Origin of the sequence: Undibacterium umbellatum, from assembly GCF_014284125.1 — a bacterium.
In the GTDB taxonomy this organism is placed as follows: Bacteria; Pseudomonadota; Gammaproteobacteria; order Burkholderiales; family Burkholderiaceae_D; genus Undibacterium; species Undibacterium umbellatum.
The window spans coordinates 115,587-130,483 of sequence record NZ_JACOFX010000002.1 but is presented as its reverse complement, the minus strand read 5'-3'; the positions used below and the strand labels follow the sequence as shown (position 1 = coordinate 130,483).

Here is a 14,897-nt window from a genome sequence, read left to right as displayed (position 1 = left end):
ATTATTACTGGCGTACTTCGCCGTGGCCAAAAACCACATACTTCACCGAAGTCAGCCCTTCCAGACCAACCGGGCCACGTGCATGCAGCTTGTCATTCGAGATACCAATCTCGGCACCCAGGCCATATTCAAAACCATCGGCAAAACGGGTGGAGGCATTCACCATCACCGAGGCAGAATCCACTTCGCGCAAGAAACGCAGGGCGCGGCTATAGTCTTCTGTGATAATGGATTCTGTATGCTTGGATGAATAATCATTGATATGCGTGATAGCCTCATCCAGATCAGCCACCACCTTGATGGCGAGGACAGGAGCAAGGTATTCAGTACTCCAGTCCTCTTCTGTTGCTTTGGCCAGATGCGGGTAGCCTGCCAGTATGGCAGCGGCCGCTTCGTCGCAACGCAATTCGACCTGCTTGCCTGCATATAATTCAGCCAATGCTGGCAAGACCTGGGCGGCAATACCATGTGCGACCAGCAAGGTTTCCATGGTATTGCAGGTGCCGTAGCGATGGCACTTGGCATTGAATGCGACATCCACGGCTTTTTTCAGGTCAGCCTTATCATCAATATACACATGGCAGATGCCATCAAGATGCTTGATCATGGGCACAGTCGCTTCTTGCATCAAACGCGCAATCAGGCCCTTGCCTCCGCGCGGGACAATGACATCGACATATTGCGGCATAGTGATCAGTTCACCGACAGCAGCGCGGTCTGTGGTCTCGACGATCTGCACCGCGTCAGCAGGCAAACCGGCACCGGCCAGGCCTTCCTTGACCAGTTTCGCCAAGGCCTGGTTGCAATGTATCGCTTCAGAACCGCCTCGCAAGATGGTGGCATTACCACTCTTGATACACAGGCCAGCCGCATCTACTGTGACATTCGGGCGTGCTTCATAAATGATGCCTATAACACCCAGTGGCACCCGCATTTGCCCTACCTGTATGCCGGTGGGGCGGTATTTCATGTTCGAGATTTCGCCGATAGGGTCAGCCAGGCTGACGATCTGTTCCAGACCTTCGGCCATAGTGGCAATCGCCTTGTCGGAAAGGGTCAGCCGGTCAAGCATGGCTGCTTCCATGCCTGCTGCTTTCGCTGCGGCCAGGTCAAGCTCATTGGCGGCGCGCAAGGCGGCAGCTTCACGCCTGATGGCGGCAGCGATCAGGGACAGGGCCTTATTCTTGGCGGCAGTATCGGCTTTGGCCATGGCGCGTGATGCTGCGCGGGCACGGATGCCGAGGTCATTCATGTAGTGCTTGATATCCATATCGTCATTGAGAGAACCTACTGGCCCCCATATTCGTTGATCAGCCACCAGCAAGGTGGCGAGGGAATTCATTTCAGTTTGATAAACCGTCGCTATCAGATGCAGGCCAAACAACTTTTCAAGCTGCTTTCGCCACCCTCAAACCCAATTGCAATAAGGCATCCCAGGGATCACCTGCAAATGCCTTCGCTCGTAAACCTTTTACCATCTTATCGACTTGTGACGCTTCTTGCAGCGCGGCCCGCAAATTTGCCAGGCTGACGCGGCGCAAGGCAGGATCCATGAGTTTTTCCCTAGGTCCCCAGATGCGATATTCTTTCAGCAAGGCTGACAAAGGCCTGCCCTGTGCCATACCAGACTTCAATTTCAGCAGGGTGCGTATTTCTTCTGCCATGGCCCATAAGACCAGGGGTAATGCTTCGCCCTCGCCTTTCAAGCCATTCAACATGCGTACCAGTCTTGCTACATCACCGGCCAGCATGGCTTCATTGAGTTTGAATACATCATAACGTGCCACATTCAGCACGGCATCATGGATTTGTTCAAAACTCAGTTTGCCCGACGGATGGAGCAAGGCCAGCTTCTGGATTTCCTGATGGGCAGCCAGCAAATTGCCTTCTACTCTGTCGGCAATGAAATCCAGGCTTTGCCTGTCTGCGCTTTGCTGCTGCATGGACAGGCGCATGCTGATCCAGCCTGGCAGTTGATTGCGCTCTACCAGCGGAATATCAATATACACCGCGGCCTGCTGCAAGCTGCCTACCCAGGCGGCCTTTTGCGTCGCCCAGTCCAGCTTGGGCAAAGTGATCAGGGTCAGGTTATCGGGTGACAGGTTCGCCACATAATCCTGCAATGCCTGGCCACCATCCTTGCCGGGCTTGCCGGTAGGGATGCGCAAGTCGATGAGTTTTTTATCGCCAAACAGGGATTGCGACTGATTCGCTGCCAGCAAGGCTCCCCATTTGAAACTGCGCTCCACCGTCAGGATTTCACGTTCGTAAAAACCCTGCGCCTTTGCGGTGCGGCGTATCTTGTCTGCAGCTTCCAGCGCCAGCAAATGCTCATCACTGGTGATCACATACAGTGGCGCCAGTGTTTTCGCCAGATGGCCATCAAGGGCATCGAAGCGTAATTGCATATCAGTCGTCCATCTTTACAACAGCCAGCCTGCGCATGATTTGCTGCACCAGGTCACTTTGCATATCACGGTACAGCAAGACTTCTTCTGCCTCTTTCGCCAATACCTGGGTTTCATTAAAGCTGATATTACGCTTGAGCTGTATGTCTACTGGCTCCAGGAATTCCTTGCCTACACTATTGCGGACGCGGAAGCGAAAGTTATAAATCAGATTGTATTCACGCACGCGGCCCTGGCTATTCAGGGACAGGATTTGCTTGTCCCTGGTTTCGGCCAGCACTTCCAATACCACCTGAGCAGCCTTGGCATCCGACATGATCTGGGTTTGACCATTGGCACGGATATGGCGGCGCAATTCGCCTCCCAAAGCTGAAGCCTCAGGCAAACCTATATAAATGCTCTTGAATGGCAATGCCACCGGGCCACGCAGGGCAAAACCACAGGCCGACAGCAACATGATGGACATGATGGCTGCCAGCCATTGCAGATGCTTTACATATTTTGTTTGCATGCGGTTTTCCCTGTTACTGGTAAGACTATTTTTTCAAGATCAACATTAGGCAACGATATTCACCAACTTGCCAGGAACGATGATGATTTTCTTGGCTGCGCCTTCCATGAATTTTTGCACACTTTCATTGCCCAATGCAGTCGCTTCTATGGTCGCCTTGTCGGCGTCCTTGGCGACCTTGATGCTGCCGCGCAGTTTGCCATTGACCTGAACCATCAATTCGATTTCATCCTGTACCAATGCAGCCTCATCCACCAGCGGCCACGGTGCGTCGATGATCTCACCCAGATCAGCAGCTAAACCAAGTTCGTGCCACAAGACGTGAGTGATATGAGGACATACCGGATACAGGCCACGCAGCAAGATGCTGAACGCTTCGCGCAAGGCTGCTGCACTGCCTTCAGCTTCTGACTTGAAGGATTCTATGGTGTTGAGCAACTTCATCGCACCAGAGACAACCGTGTTGTACTGCAGGCGGTCGTAATCAGCATCGATCTGCTTCAGGGTCAGATGCACTTCACGGCGCAATGCCTTGACATCATTTGCATAAGCAGCAGGTGCCGTCGTACCTGAGGCAATCGTACCTGACAGTTTTAATGCCGAAGCCCACAGGCGACGCAGGTAACGCGATGCACCTTCAACGCCACTATTACTCCATGCCGCACTTTGATCTGGAGGACCAGCAAACATGGTGAACAGGCGCGCGGTATCCGCGCCGAACTGCTCGATAATGTCTTTCGGTTCGACCACATTGTTCTTGGACTTGGACATCTTTTCGATGCCGCCCATTTGCACAGGCTGTCCGTCTGATTTCAACATGGCGGCGATTGGACGCCCCTTGTCATCATGCTGGACTTCAATTTCATTCGGATAGAACCAGATCTTCTTGCCGCTGACATCTTCACGATAGTAAGACTCGTTAAGCAACATGCCCTGGGTGAACAGGTTCTTGAAAGGTTCATCGATCTTGACCAGACCCAGGTCACGCATGGCCTTGGTCCAGAAGCGTGCATACAGTAAATGCAAAACCGCATGCTCAACACCGCCAATGTACTGGTCCATCGCCATCCAGTAATCATTGCGTTCATCGACCATCGTCGTTGCATCCGGGCAGGTATAACGCATGAAATACCAGCTAGAATCAACGAAGGTGTCCATGGTGTCGGTTTCACGGTGTGCCGGGCTGCCGCATTTAGGGCAAGGCACATTCAGGAAATCTTCACGTTGTTTCAATGGATTGCCAGAACCATCAGGGATGCAGTCAGTTGGCAATACCACCGGCAAATCTTCATATGGCACAGGCACATCACCACAGCTGTCGCAGTGGATGATAGGGATGGGTGTACCCCAGTAACGCTGACGGGAAATACCCCAGTCACGCAAACGCCAGGTGGTTTTCTTTTCGCCCAGACCTTTGGCAACCAGGTCATTCGCGACTGCATCAACAGTAGCTTTGAAACTCAAGCCATCATATTTGCCAGAATTGACGGTGACGCCACGCTGCTTGTCGCCATAGGATTCTGCCCAGGCATCCGTCGTAAAATTTTCACCTTCGATTGCCACTACCTGCTTGATGGCGATATGGTATTTTTTCGCGAAAGCGAAATCACGTTCATCATGCGCAGGCACGCCCATGACAGCGCCATCGCCATACGTCATCAAGACATAGTTACCGACCCAGACTTCGACTTGCTCGCCAGTCAAAGGATGAGTCACGAAGAGGCCAGTCGGCATGCCCTCTTTTTCCTTGGTAGCCATTTCGGCTTCTGTCGTGCCACCAGCTTTGCAAACTTCGATGAAGGCTGCCAGCGCTGCATTATTCTTTGCTGCCAGCGTGGCGATAGGATGCTCTGCTGCTACTGCGCAGAAAGTCACGCCCATGATGGTGTCAGGGCGGGTAGTAAACACATACATCTTGCCATCTTGCAGCAACGCGCCAGTTTCGTCAGCGATCTGGTGTGGGAAAGCAAAGCGTACGCCTTCGCTCTTGCCTATCCAGTTACGCTGCATGGTACGTACTTGCTCAGGCCAGCCATCCAGATCGTCGATGCTGTTCAGCAATTCGTCTGCATATTGGGTGATGCCAAAGTAGTAGCCAGGGATTTCGCGCTTTTCTACCAGAGCACCTGAGCGCCAGCCGCGGCCATCAATCACCTGCTCATTCGCCAGCACGGTTTGATCAATTGGGTCCCAGTTCACAACCTGAGTTTTTTTGTAAGCGACGCCTTTTTCCAGCATCTTCAGAAACAGCCACTGGTTCCAGCGATAGTAATCCGGGTCGCAGGTTGCAACTTCACGCGTCCAGTCAAATGCCAGGCCCAGGGGCTGCATTTGCGACTTCATGTCCTCAATATTCGAGTAAGTCCATTCTGCTGGCGATTTTTTGTAGGCAATCGCTGCATTTTCTGCTGGCAAGCCAAACGCATCCCAGCCCATGGGCATGAGGACGTTATAACCCTTCATGCGCAGCTGGCGCGCCAGCATGTCATTGATCGTGTAATTGCGCACGTGGCCCATATGCAGCTTGCCCGATGGGTAGGGCAGCATGGAGCAAGCGTAATACTTGCCCTTAGGGAAACGTGGATTATTTTCTACTGCCTTATAGGCATCGATCTTTTTCCAATGGGATTGCGCCGATTGTTCGACGTCAGAGGGCGTGTATTTTTCTTGCATGGCGTAAGCAGAAGTGGAAGCGAAAATGACTCAGAACCTTTGATTATAACTGGTTCAGGCACATTATTGAGGAAAGCCTTGCTGGTCAAGACTGTCTGGGTCAATTATGAGGGGATCGCTGACTTTGAGTGCAAGCAGACCATCAGGGCTTTTTAGCTTGCTTGCTGTCAGTGACGAAAGAAATCTTCGCCATGCCCTGGGATTGGGCCGCCGCCATGACCTTGGCAATAATTTCATAGCGGGTGGCTTTGTCAGCCCGTAACTGTATTTCGGCCTGCTTGTTCTTTTTTGCCTGTGCTGCCAGTTTTGACTCCAGCTCCATCATGGCCAGTACCTGGTTATTCCAGTAAAGGATACCATCGGCGTCAAATGAAATACTGACTGTATCAGCTTGCTCTGGCGCGGCCTCAGATTGCGCCTGTGGCAAATCGAGCTTGACCGCATGCGTCATGAAAGGTGCTGCAATGATGAAAATGACAAGCAAGACCAGCATGACGTCAACCATGGGGGTGACATTGATGTCCGCCATCGAAGTCAAAGGACGGGAAGAAGATTCGCGCGGCGTATGAAATTGACCGAATGTCATCTTTTAATATAAATATCAAGACTTGCTCATGTGAGCATGCAAGTCAAAGGCAAAGCCATCAAGTTCAGCCAGGGTAATCCGGTTGATGCGGTTAAAAGCGTTATAGGCCAGCACGGCAGGTATTGCCACCAGCAAACCCAGGGCAGTCATGATCAAGGCCTCGCCCACTGGTCCGGCCAGCTGATCGATTTGCACGAGGCCGTTCGAAGAGATCGCAGTCAGGGCACGGTAAATACCCCATACCGTCCCCAGCAAACCAACAAAGGGGGCGGTTGCACCTACTGATGCCAAAAAACTCAGGCCAGTTTCCAGCCTGACTGTCAGCCCTTGCAATTCCTGGCGCAGGCTGCGCGTCAAAATTTCACTGAGCCCGGTATTGGCGGACAGCGTGGCACTGCGTTGTGTTGCATCGCTGGCAGCATGGGCAGCTTCTGCCAGACTGATAAATACTTTGGACTGATCAGCCTGACGCAGGGAAGACAAGGCATCAGCCATGCTGGGAGCGCGCCAGAATGTATGCAAGGCAGGCGCGGCTTTGCGGATGCGCCAAAAACTCCAGGCTTTCATCAGTATCAGCGTCCAGCTAAGCACTGACATCAACAATAATAGCCAGCCGACCAGATGCCCCATGGCATCGGCCTGTTCCCAATAATGTGCAATTGCAGAATTCATGTCTATGCCAATAGCTACTATGCAAACAGATTAACGCAAACCCAGCACATCGTACATATCAAACAAGCCCACCGACTTGTTTTCGAGGAAACGTGCGGCACGCAAGCTGCCATGCGCATAAGTCACGCGGCTGGATGATTTGTGGCTGATTTCCACACGTTCACCGATACCGGCAAACAAGACCGTATGGTCGCCAACGATGTCGCCGCCACGGATGGTGGCAAAGCCGATGGACGATGGATCGCGTTCGCCTGTCACGCCTTCGCGGGCAAATACACCCACTTCATTGAGGTCACGGCCCAGGGCATCGGCAATGACTTCTCCCATTTTCAGGGCAGTGCCGGAAGGTGCATCGACCTTGAAGCGGTGGTGGGCTTCGACGATTTCTATGTCATAGCCCTCGGCAAAGCTTTTGGCTGCCATTTCCAACAATTTCATGGTGACATTCACGCCCACACTCATATTCGGCGCGAATACGATGGCCGTTTTTTCTGCCGCAGCGGCAATCGCTGCCTTGCCAGCATCATCAAAACCTGTAGTGCCTATGATCATCTTGATGCCATGTGCGGCACAATATTCAAGATGCTTGAGCGTACCTTCAGGACGGGTGAAATCGATGAGATAACTGGCATTCGCCAGACCTGCCGCCAGATCCGCAGTAATGGCGACACCCGATGGCTTGCCCAAACTGGCAGCAGCATCTGTCCCCAGCGCCGGTGAGGCCGGCACGTCCAGCGCGCCAACCAACACCATATCATCGGCATTACTGATCGCTTCGACCAGCATTTTCCCCATACGGCCAGAAGCGCCGGCCACTGCAATTTTGAGTGCTGTCATGTTAGTTTATTTCTATTTTTTCTTGGGAGCGTCGGTTTCCACGATCGATTGCACACGATTCAAGCCCAGGGCTGACTCAGTAATTCGAGCCAGGTATTCTTTTTCCGTAGGCAAATTACCACCTTCAAACTTGGCAACCGTACCGTTTTTAAAATACACAGAAACCCGGCTGGTAATGCGTTCGCCATTTGGCTTGATCAGGCGGAAAGGATAATCCCAGCGGTCTTCATGGAACATATCTGTCAGCAAGGCCGTGCCCAGTACAAAACGCACTTGCTCGCGCGTCATGCCTTCTTTTAATTGGGCCACCATTTCCTGAGAAACAAAGTTTCCTTGCTGTATGGAAACGCGATAAGGCGAAATGAAAGTCAGTACCTTGGCAAAACCGCTAGGTTCTACCACTTGCGCACCATTAGTGTCACTCGGCGTGCCCGAAGTTGCATATACTGAAGTCTTGTCAGCGGACGACAATATACCCAGTGGAGACGTACATGCTGCAGTCAGAGACGCCAGCAAAGCCAGGCCCGCTACGCGGCTCATCTTCTTCCGTGTTACTTTTGAAAACAACAGTTGCATAGATAACCTCTTAATTGAGCAACAAGCCCTAAAACCCGATATCATAAAGCAGATAGCAATTTTTTGATCGAAAACATGACAAACAGTACCCCCAACCTCAAGGCCAGCGGTCTGAAAGCCACTCTGCCCCGACTGAAAATCCTGGAAATCTTCCAGAACAGCCGGGTACGTCATCTGACAGCAGAAGATGTGTATAAGATCCTGCTGAATGAAAATATGGATGTTGGCCTGGCAACGGTATACCGCGTGCTGACCCAGTTTGAACAGGCCGGCCTGTTAAACCGCAATCATTTTGAAACCGGCAAAGCCATTTTTGAATTGAATGAAGGTTCACATCATGATCACCTGGTTTGCCTCGACTGTGGCCGTGTAGAAGAATTTTTTGATGAGGAGATCGAACAGCGCCAGCAAACTGTGGCCCTGGACCGCGGGTTCAAGATTGCTGAGCATGCGCTAGCGATTTATGGCAATTGCACCAAGCCGAATTGCGAACACAAGGGATAAATCAAACCTCAAACGTGCTTCTTTTTTCAGACGTATCAATTGACTGAAAATCTTCTGATACGTCTATCTATTGATCTTGCCTACCACACCGGCCACAGTATCAATAATTTTTTGCGCATTAAATGGCTTTAGGATATAGCCATGTATGCCTGTTTTGACTACCTCTGTAATCGTTTCCTGGTCCTTATTCGCGGTCACCATCAGCACTCTGGTATCAGGCAGCAAATCCCTGATACGGGGTAAAATCTCTGTGCCACTGATTTTTGGCATGACAATATCCAGCATGATCAAATCTGGTTTTAGTTTAAGCGCCAATTCCAGACCACTACCGCCATCAGTTGCTTCGCCGACAACATTATACCCCTCACTGCGCAATATAACCCTGAGCACTTCGCGGGTTACATCATTGTCATCAATCAATAAAATCTTTGCGTTTTTCTTTTCCATAGCAACCCTGCTTCGGATGAATGTTTACTTACACGCATCGCCAATTGACATCGTGCCTTATTGACTTAATGCATTAGATAATAATTTTGCCGTAATGTCTACGATGGGTATGACCCTTTCATATGCCATGCGGGTGGGGCCGATAACGCCCAGGGTACCCACTATCTTGCCATTCACCTCATAGGGAGCAGTGACTATACTCATTTCTTCCATCGGCACAAGTTGCGAATCACCACCGATGAATATCTGTACGCCCGTTGCCTTGCTGGAGACATCCAGTAATTGCATAAGGCTGCTTTTCTGTTCAAACATATCAAATAATTTGCGCAATGACCCCATATTTGAAGACAGATCTTGCACATTCAACAAATTGCGCTCGCCAGAGATGACGACTTCATCATTATCCTCATCCATGGCATTACTACCAGCTTCGACGGCGGCTTGCATGAGCCTGGTCATATCATTCTGCAATTGCCGCAACTCGCTATTGATACGCGAACGTGCGTCGCTGAAGCTCAGCCCACCGAAATTCTGATTCAGATAATTGGCAGCCTGCACCAATTGCGTAGGTGTATAGTCAACATCCGTCAATAAAAGACGATTATGAACTTCGCCACTTGGAGTAACAACTACCAGCAAGATGCGCTTTTCTGACAGGCGCAAAAATTCAACTTGCTGGAACATCGACTCTGTACGTGGTGTCATGACAACACCGGCAAATTGAGACAGAGACGATAATATCTGCGCTGCATTGGCAATCAACTTTTGCGGCGACTGCGCATTCATAGGAGATTGCAGACTGGAGTGCAGGCGAGTATCCATGTCGCCTCCATGAATATCTTGCACAGTGAGCAATTTATCGACGAAAACGCGATACCCTCTGGGGGTAGGGATACGGCCAGCAGAAGTGTGCGGGCTAGCGACGAAACCCATTTCTTCGAGATCTGCCATGACATTGCGTATCGTCGCTGGCGATAATTCCAGGCCGGATATTTTTGACAAGGCGCGGGAACCCACAGGCTGGCCATCAGCGATATAACGCTCGACCAGGGCTTTTAATAAAGTTTGTGCGCGGATATCTAGGTGCATGGTTTCATTTTATGCGTTCATGACTGACATGAACATAGAAAAATTCATAGCCAAAGAGTCAGCTCATGCAGATTGGCAAATTCTGCATCGGGCTTGATATGAAGATGGCGCTCATCTTCAATTTTTAAACCCTGACGGTTCATCCAGCCGCCTTTTAATCCCGCCTGTTGTGCACCTTGCACATCAAGCAATAAGTCATCGCCTACATACAAGACCTCTGCTGGTTCCAGCCGCAGCTCCTGACAAGCAGCCAAAAATATTCTGGGATCAGGCTTGGCACAACCAAACCGAAAGGCAGCGATAGACACCTTGAAATGATGGGCCAGACCTATCGCCTGTAAATCCGCAAAGCCATTCGAGACCGTGCCTAAGGCCAGTTTTTCTTGCAAGGCTTCCAAAGCGGGCCTGACATCGCTGTACAAGTCCACTTTGTTTCTCGCATCGGCAAATACCGCCATGGCATGGTCAGCTTTTTCGGCTGCAACACCATGCTCATCAAATACTTGTTTCAGCAAGGTATGACGCAAGGCCCATAGGTCGTATTGAAAACGCTGGTCGCTCGCCACCAACAGATTCCTGCGCTCACGCAATTCTTCCACATTATAATTTTGCGCAACGACAGGCACATGTTCATGCATCCATTGCTGCAAAACCGATTCGGCATGGCGAATTACCGGCGCAACAGGCCACAAAGTATCATCCAGATCCAGCAAAACTGCTTTAATTGCCATAAAGAGCACTCATTCCATTCATAGATGCCCTAATTATGTTCTAATCTTAGCCATCATGTCACCCTACCCTTGTTTATGACAGTACAGGCCAAAACAATTGCACTTGTTGGAAAATCTAACGCGGCAGGCATTGCTGACTCGATTAAGGAACTGGCCAATTTTCTCGCGAGCGCAGGGCATCGTGTCGTCATCGAAGGAGAAACGGCACAATACCCGCAATTAAGCGAGTTCAGCAGCATGCCAGTCCCAGAGATAGGCAAGCTGGCGGATGTGGCCATTGTGGTTGGTGGTGACGGCACAATGCTGGGAATAGCTCGGCAACTGGCACCCTATAATATTCCCCTGATTGGCATCAACCAGGGGCGGCTGGGCTTCATCACTGATATTGCACTGGACCGCATGATCCCTGTCATTTCGGAAATGCTGGATGGTAAATATGTCTCAGAACGTCGCAGCCTGCTGCAGGCCATCGTCACACGCGATGGCAACCAGATTTTCAGCGGCGTGGCTTTCAATGACATCGTCGTATCACGTGGCGCTGGTTCAGGCATGGTCGAATTGCGGGTAGAGGTAGACGGGCATTTTATGTACAACCAGCGCTCGGACGGTCTTATCGTCTCGACGCCGACTGGCTCTACGGCGTATGCACTTTCTGCCGGTGGCCCCTTGTTGCACCCCAGCCTGTCCGGCATTGCGATGGTGCCGATTGCCCCGCATGCCTTATCGAACCGGCCCATAGTCTTGCCAGACAGTAGTGAAATCGTGATTACCATCGTGGCCGGGCGCGATATCAGCCTGAATTTTGATATGCAAAATTTTGCCAGCCTGCAGCATCAGGACAGGATTATCGTCAACCGCTCTGCCCATACGGTGACTTTCCTGCATCCTCCAGGCTGGAATTATTACAACACCTTGCGCGAGAAACTGCACTGGAATGAATATCCATCCGTTGAGGGTGCACTGAATTAAGGTTTTTCGCCCACTCTTACGAACACAGAAGTCACAGGCTGTTGCTAGAATAGCGATTTCGCTATGCTGGCTGATACTTTCCAGCGCCGGTTTTTTAACAAATTCCTTCATGTCTGCCCATTATGTTGCGCACGCTTGCCATTCGTGATTTTGTCATTGTCGATACGCTGGAGCTTGAATTTTCTTCCGGTTTCAGTGTGCTGACCGGAGAAACCGGTGCCGGCAAATCCATCCTGATCGATGCACTGACCCTGGCCCTGGGTGGCAGGGGTGATGCCAGCATGGTGCGCGAATCTGCCAGCAAAACTGATATCAGTGCAGAATTTGCCGTCAATGAAACACTCGCCGTCTGGCTTAAAGAACATGAATTCTTTGACCAGGACCAACCGCTGATCTTGCGCCGTACCATCGATAATGCAGGCCGCTCCAAGGCATGGATCAATGGCATCACCGCCACAGCAAGCCAGTTGCGCGAGATAGGAGACATGCTGGTGGATATCCATGGTCAGCATGCGCACCAATCACTGTTGAAAACCGAAGCACAGCGCGATTTGCTGGACATGCAAGGCGGATTGCAAGAGCAAGTCAGTGAAGTTGGCTTGCGTTACCGCGCCTGGCGCAATATCAGCAAACAACGCGAAGAATTTGAAATCAATGCCAAGAGCGTCTTGCAAGAGCGCGAGCGCCTCGAATGGCAGGTCGGTGAACTCGATAAATTGCAGATCAAACCGGGCGAATGGGAAAGTATCAGCCAGGAACATACCCGCCTCGCCCATGCAGCCAGTCTGCTGGAAGGCGGGCAGGAAGCAGCCGCTTTGATCTCTGAATCCGAGCATCCTGTCTTGTCTCAACTGACAGCCATTCAGCAAAAACTCTTAAAACTGCTGGCCTATGATGCTGCATTGAAGCCCGTCACTGATGCGCTGGAATCTGCCTGCATCAATTTGCAGGAAACCACTTATGCCCTCAACGATTATCTGAGCCGCACTGAACTTGACCCTGCCCGTTTGCGCGTCGTGGAAAACCGCGTCGAAGCGATACACACCACGGCAAGGCGCTTCCACGTTGCACCAGAAAAGCTGCATGAAGAATTCGCCACGCTGTCTGCGCAACTGGCGCAATTGTCAAATGCGACCGATATGGACGCGCTGAAAGCACAGGAAGAAAAAGCCAGGCTTGCTTATCTGCAGACCGCGCAAAAACTCAGTAAGACCAGGCAAAAAGTCGCTAAGGATTTGGGGGGCGCAGTCACCACAGCCATGCAGGACCTGAGCATGGGCGGTGGCAGTTTCTCGGTCGCACTGAACCCGGTTGAACCAGCCGCCTATGGCCTTGAACAAGTGGAATTTCTGGTGGCAGGCCATGCCGGGGTACAAGCAAGGCCGCTGGCCAAGGTTGCATCTGGCGGCGAGCTGGCGCGTATCTCGCTGGCGATTTCGGTCATCACCTCTTGCGCTACAGCCACCCCTACCCTCATATTTGATGAAGTTGACAGCGGCATAGGTGGTGGTGTGGCTGAAGTGGTTGGGCGTTTATTGAAACGTCTTGGGCAAGACAGGCAAGTCTTGTGCGTTACCCATCTGCCGCAAGTTGCCAGCCAGGCTAACCAACACTTCCAAGTCAGCAAAGCCAACCAGAATGGCAAAACCGTTTCACAGATAGAAACACTCGACAATAAACAAAGAGTGGAAGAAATCGCCCGCATGCTGGGAGGCATAGAAATTACGGCGACTACGCGCAAACACGCCAGAGAATTACTGGCATCCTAAGAAAAAAATACATCATGCGCTTCCTTAAAGAACCTGAATATTCACACGGCAAAATCGCCAAGACAGCCGTGGTGCTGATCAACCTCGGTACACCAGATGCGCCAACGGCATCGGCAGTACGGCGCTACCTCAAACAATTTTTGTGGGACAGGCGCGTAGTCGAAGTGCCACGTCCGATCTGGTGGCTGATTTTACATGGCGTCATTTTGCCTTTCCGTTCTGGCCAGTCTGCAAAAAAATATGCCTCTGTCTGGACCAAGGATGGCTCACCACTAAAGATACACACACAAAAGCAGGCATCCTTGCTGAAGGGATATCTGGGTGAACGCGGCCATGAAGTCCAGGTTGCTTATGCCATGCGTTATGGCTCACCTTCCATACCCGATGTCTTGCAAAAGCTCAAACAAGACGGCTGTGAACGCATACTGATACTTCCTGCTTACCCGCAATATTCTGCCACCACAACGGCCTCAAATTTTGACGCAGTGGCACAGCATTACCAGCAAGTCAGGAACATGCCAGAACTGCGCTTTATCAAAAATTACCATGACAATGATGGCTATATACAGGCACTGAAATTGTCCATCATGAATCACTGGGAAACCCATGGGCGGCCAGAAAAATTGATCATGAGCTTTCATGGCTTGCCTAAGGCCTTTTTACTGCGTGGCGATGCCTATCATTGTGAATGCTATAAGACTGCCCGCCTGCTGGCAGACAGACTGGGCTTGGGTAAAGATGATTATATCGTCACCTTCCAATCGCGCCTGGGGCGGGCAGAATGGCTGCAACCCTATACCGCGCCGACTGTCGTCAAACTGGCAAAAGAAGGTATAAAAAGGCTGGACGTGGTCTGCCCCGGCTTTATTGCGGATTGCCTTGAAACCCTGGAAGAAATCGCCATGGAAGTAAAAGATGATTTTCTCAAAGCGGGCGGCAAGGAATTCAATTACATCCCCTGTCTGAATGAATCACCGGCCTGGATGCGCGCTCTGGCTGAAATCGCGGAACAACACCTGATAGGCTGGCCTACCATGATCACTGCCAGCGTGCGCGAAGAGCAAAAGCAACACGCACTGATCAGCCGGGCAGAAGCCAAACGCCTGGGTGGAGAGCCCTGAGGCA

At 51.3% G+C, this 14,897-nt stretch carries 15 protein-coding genes; 4 read left to right on the top strand and 11 right to left on the bottom strand.

Annotated elements, in window-relative coordinates; all coding sequences use genetic code 11:
- Nucleotides 1-4: 4 nt before the first annotated feature.
- The 8 genes from H8L47_RS05065 to H8L47_RS05030 form a co-directional block, all read right to left on the bottom strand.
- Nucleotides 5-1,270, bottom strand: a complete 1,266-nt coding sequence (locus H8L47_RS05065) for a glutamate-5-semialdehyde dehydrogenase (RefSeq protein ID WP_186953071.1) — start codon at nucleotides 1,268-1,270, stop codon at nucleotides 5-7.
- A gap of 118 nt (nucleotides 1,271-1,388) precedes the next feature.
- Complete coding sequence (holA, locus tag H8L47_RS05060) at nucleotides 1,389-2,408, bottom strand: DNA polymerase III subunit delta (RefSeq protein ID WP_186952144.1); 1,020 nt, start codon at nucleotides 2,406-2,408, stop codon at nucleotides 1,389-1,391.
- A 1-nt stretch (nucleotide 2,409) separates the two neighbouring features.
- Nucleotides 2,410-2,919: an LPS-assembly lipoprotein LptE gene (locus H8L47_RS05055; protein ID WP_186952143.1), complete on the bottom strand. Its 510-nt coding sequence runs from the start codon at nucleotides 2,917-2,919 to the stop codon at nucleotides 2,410-2,412.
- Between the two features lie 45 nt (nucleotides 2,920-2,964).
- Nucleotides 2,965-5,592, bottom strand: a complete 2,628-nt coding sequence (gene leuS, locus H8L47_RS05050; protein ID WP_186952142.1) for a leucine--tRNA ligase — start codon at nucleotides 5,590-5,592, stop codon at nucleotides 2,965-2,967.
- A gap of 142 nt (nucleotides 5,593-5,734) precedes the next feature.
- Nucleotides 5,735-6,178: an ExbD/TolR family protein gene (locus H8L47_RS05045; RefSeq protein WP_186952141.1), complete on the bottom strand. Its 444-nt coding sequence runs from the start codon at nucleotides 6,176-6,178 to the stop codon at nucleotides 5,735-5,737.
- A gap of 15 nt (nucleotides 6,179-6,193) precedes the next feature.
- On the bottom strand, nucleotides 6,194-6,856 hold the full coding sequence (locus H8L47_RS05040) for a MotA/TolQ/ExbB proton channel family protein (protein ID WP_408057688.1): 663 nt from the start codon (nucleotides 6,854-6,856) through the stop codon (nucleotides 6,194-6,196).
- Nucleotides 6,857-6,880: 24 nt separating this feature from the next.
- Complete coding sequence (gene dapB / locus H8L47_RS05035) at nucleotides 6,881-7,687, bottom strand: 4-hydroxy-tetrahydrodipicolinate reductase (protein WP_186952139.1); 807 nt, start codon at nucleotides 7,685-7,687, stop codon at nucleotides 6,881-6,883.
- Nucleotides 7,688-7,699: 12 nt separating this feature from the next.
- On the bottom strand, nucleotides 7,700-8,263 hold the full coding sequence (locus tag H8L47_RS05030; RefSeq protein ID WP_230413598.1) for an outer membrane protein assembly factor BamE: 564 nt from the start codon (nucleotides 8,261-8,263) through the stop codon (nucleotides 7,700-7,702).
- A 75-nt stretch (nucleotides 8,264-8,338) separates the two neighbouring features.
- On the opposite strand from H8L47_RS05030, the gene fur reads away from it, so the two are divergent.
- Nucleotides 8,339-8,767, top strand: coding sequence for a ferric iron uptake transcriptional regulator (gene fur / locus H8L47_RS05025; RefSeq protein WP_186952138.1), 429 nt, complete (start codon nucleotides 8,339-8,341; stop codon nucleotides 8,765-8,767).
- Between the two features lie 63 nt (nucleotides 8,768-8,830).
- Here fur and H8L47_RS05020 read toward each other — a convergent pair whose 3' ends face one another.
- From H8L47_RS05020 to H8L47_RS05010, 3 genes are read right to left on the bottom strand one after another with little or no spacing between them, the layout of a single operon-like run.
- A complete protein-coding gene (locus H8L47_RS05020) occupies nucleotides 8,831-9,214 on the bottom strand; it encodes a response regulator (protein WP_186952137.1) in 384 nt (127 codons plus the stop codon).
- Nucleotides 9,215-9,271: 57 nt separating this feature from the next.
- Entirely contained in the window at nucleotides 9,272-10,303 is a 1,032-nt protein-coding gene (hrcA, locus tag H8L47_RS05015; protein ID WP_186952136.1) for a heat-inducible transcriptional repressor HrcA, read from the bottom strand.
- A 44-nt stretch (nucleotides 10,304-10,347) separates the two neighbouring features.
- A complete protein-coding gene (locus tag H8L47_RS05010) occupies nucleotides 10,348-11,034 on the bottom strand; it encodes an HAD family hydrolase (protein WP_186952135.1) in 687 nt (228 codons plus the stop codon).
- Between the two features lie 75 nt (nucleotides 11,035-11,109).
- Between H8L47_RS05010 and H8L47_RS05005 the strand changes: the two genes are divergently transcribed.
- From H8L47_RS05005 to hemH, 3 genes are all read left to right on the top strand, one after another.
- Nucleotides 11,110-12,003 carry an NAD kinase gene (locus H8L47_RS05005; RefSeq protein ID WP_186952134.1) on the top strand — a complete coding sequence of 298 codons (894 nt, stop codon included), beginning with the start codon at nucleotides 11,110-11,112 and terminating at the stop codon, nucleotides 12,001-12,003.
- A 122-nt stretch (nucleotides 12,004-12,125) separates the two neighbouring features.
- Nucleotides 12,126-13,772 carry a DNA repair protein RecN gene (gene recN, locus H8L47_RS05000; protein ID WP_186952133.1) on the top strand — a complete coding sequence of 549 codons (1,647 nt, stop codon included), beginning with the start codon at nucleotides 12,126-12,128 and terminating at the stop codon, nucleotides 13,770-13,772.
- A gap of 14 nt (nucleotides 13,773-13,786) precedes the next feature.
- The gene (hemH, locus tag H8L47_RS04995; RefSeq protein ID WP_186952132.1) at nucleotides 13,787-14,893 is read left to right on the top strand and encodes a ferrochelatase; all 1,107 of its coding nucleotides are present in this window, start codon (nucleotides 13,787-13,789) and stop codon (nucleotides 14,891-14,893) included.
- Nucleotides 14,894-14,897 lie beyond the last annotated feature (4 nt).

Bases quoted from the DNA above. Each gene is read 5' to 3' on its own strand.
- H8L47_RS05065 (WP_186953071.1), bottom strand. From the start codon at position 1,270: ATGGATATCAAGCACTACATGAATGACCTCGGCATCCGTGCCCGCGCA.
- holA (WP_186952144.1), bottom strand. From the start codon at position 2,408: ATGCAATTACGCTTCGATGCCCTTGATGGCCATCTGGCGAAAACACTG.
- H8L47_RS05055 (WP_186952143.1), bottom strand. From the start codon at position 2,919: ATGCAAACAAAATATGTAAAGCATCTGCAATGGCTGGCAGCCATCATG.
- leuS (WP_186952142.1), bottom strand. From the start codon at position 5,592: ATGCAAGAAAAATACACGCCCTCTGACGTCGAACAATCGGCGCAATCC.
- H8L47_RS05045 (WP_186952141.1), bottom strand. From the start codon at position 6,178: ATGACATTCGGTCAATTTCATACGCCGCGCGAATCTTCTTCCCGTCCT.
- dapB (WP_186952139.1), bottom strand. From the start codon at position 7,687: ATGACAGCACTCAAAATTGCAGTGGCCGGCGCTTCTGGCCGTATGGGG.
- H8L47_RS05030 (WP_230413598.1), bottom strand. From the start codon at position 8,263: ATGCAACTGTTGTTTTCAAAAGTAACACGGAAGAAGATGAGCCGCGTA.
- fur (WP_186952138.1), top strand. From the start codon at position 8,339: ATGACAAACAGTACCCCCAACCTCAAGGCCAGCGGTCTGAAAGCCACT.
- H8L47_RS05020 (WP_186952137.1), bottom strand. From the start codon at position 9,214: ATGGAAAAGAAAAACGCAAAGATTTTATTGATTGATGACAATGATGTA.
- hrcA (WP_186952136.1), bottom strand. From the start codon at position 10,303: ATGCACCTAGATATCCGCGCACAAACTTTATTAAAAGCCCTGGTCGAG.
- H8L47_RS05010 (WP_186952135.1), bottom strand. From the start codon at position 11,034: ATGGCAATTAAAGCAGTTTTGCTGGATCTGGATGATACTTTGTGGCCT.
- H8L47_RS05005 (WP_186952134.1), top strand. From the start codon at position 11,110: ATGACAGTACAGGCCAAAACAATTGCACTTGTTGGAAAATCTAACGCG.
- recN (WP_186952133.1), top strand. From the start codon at position 12,126: ATGTTGCGCACGCTTGCCATTCGTGATTTTGTCATTGTCGATACGCTG.
- hemH (WP_186952132.1), top strand. From the start codon at position 13,787: ATGCGCTTCCTTAAAGAACCTGAATATTCACACGGCAAAATCGCCAAG.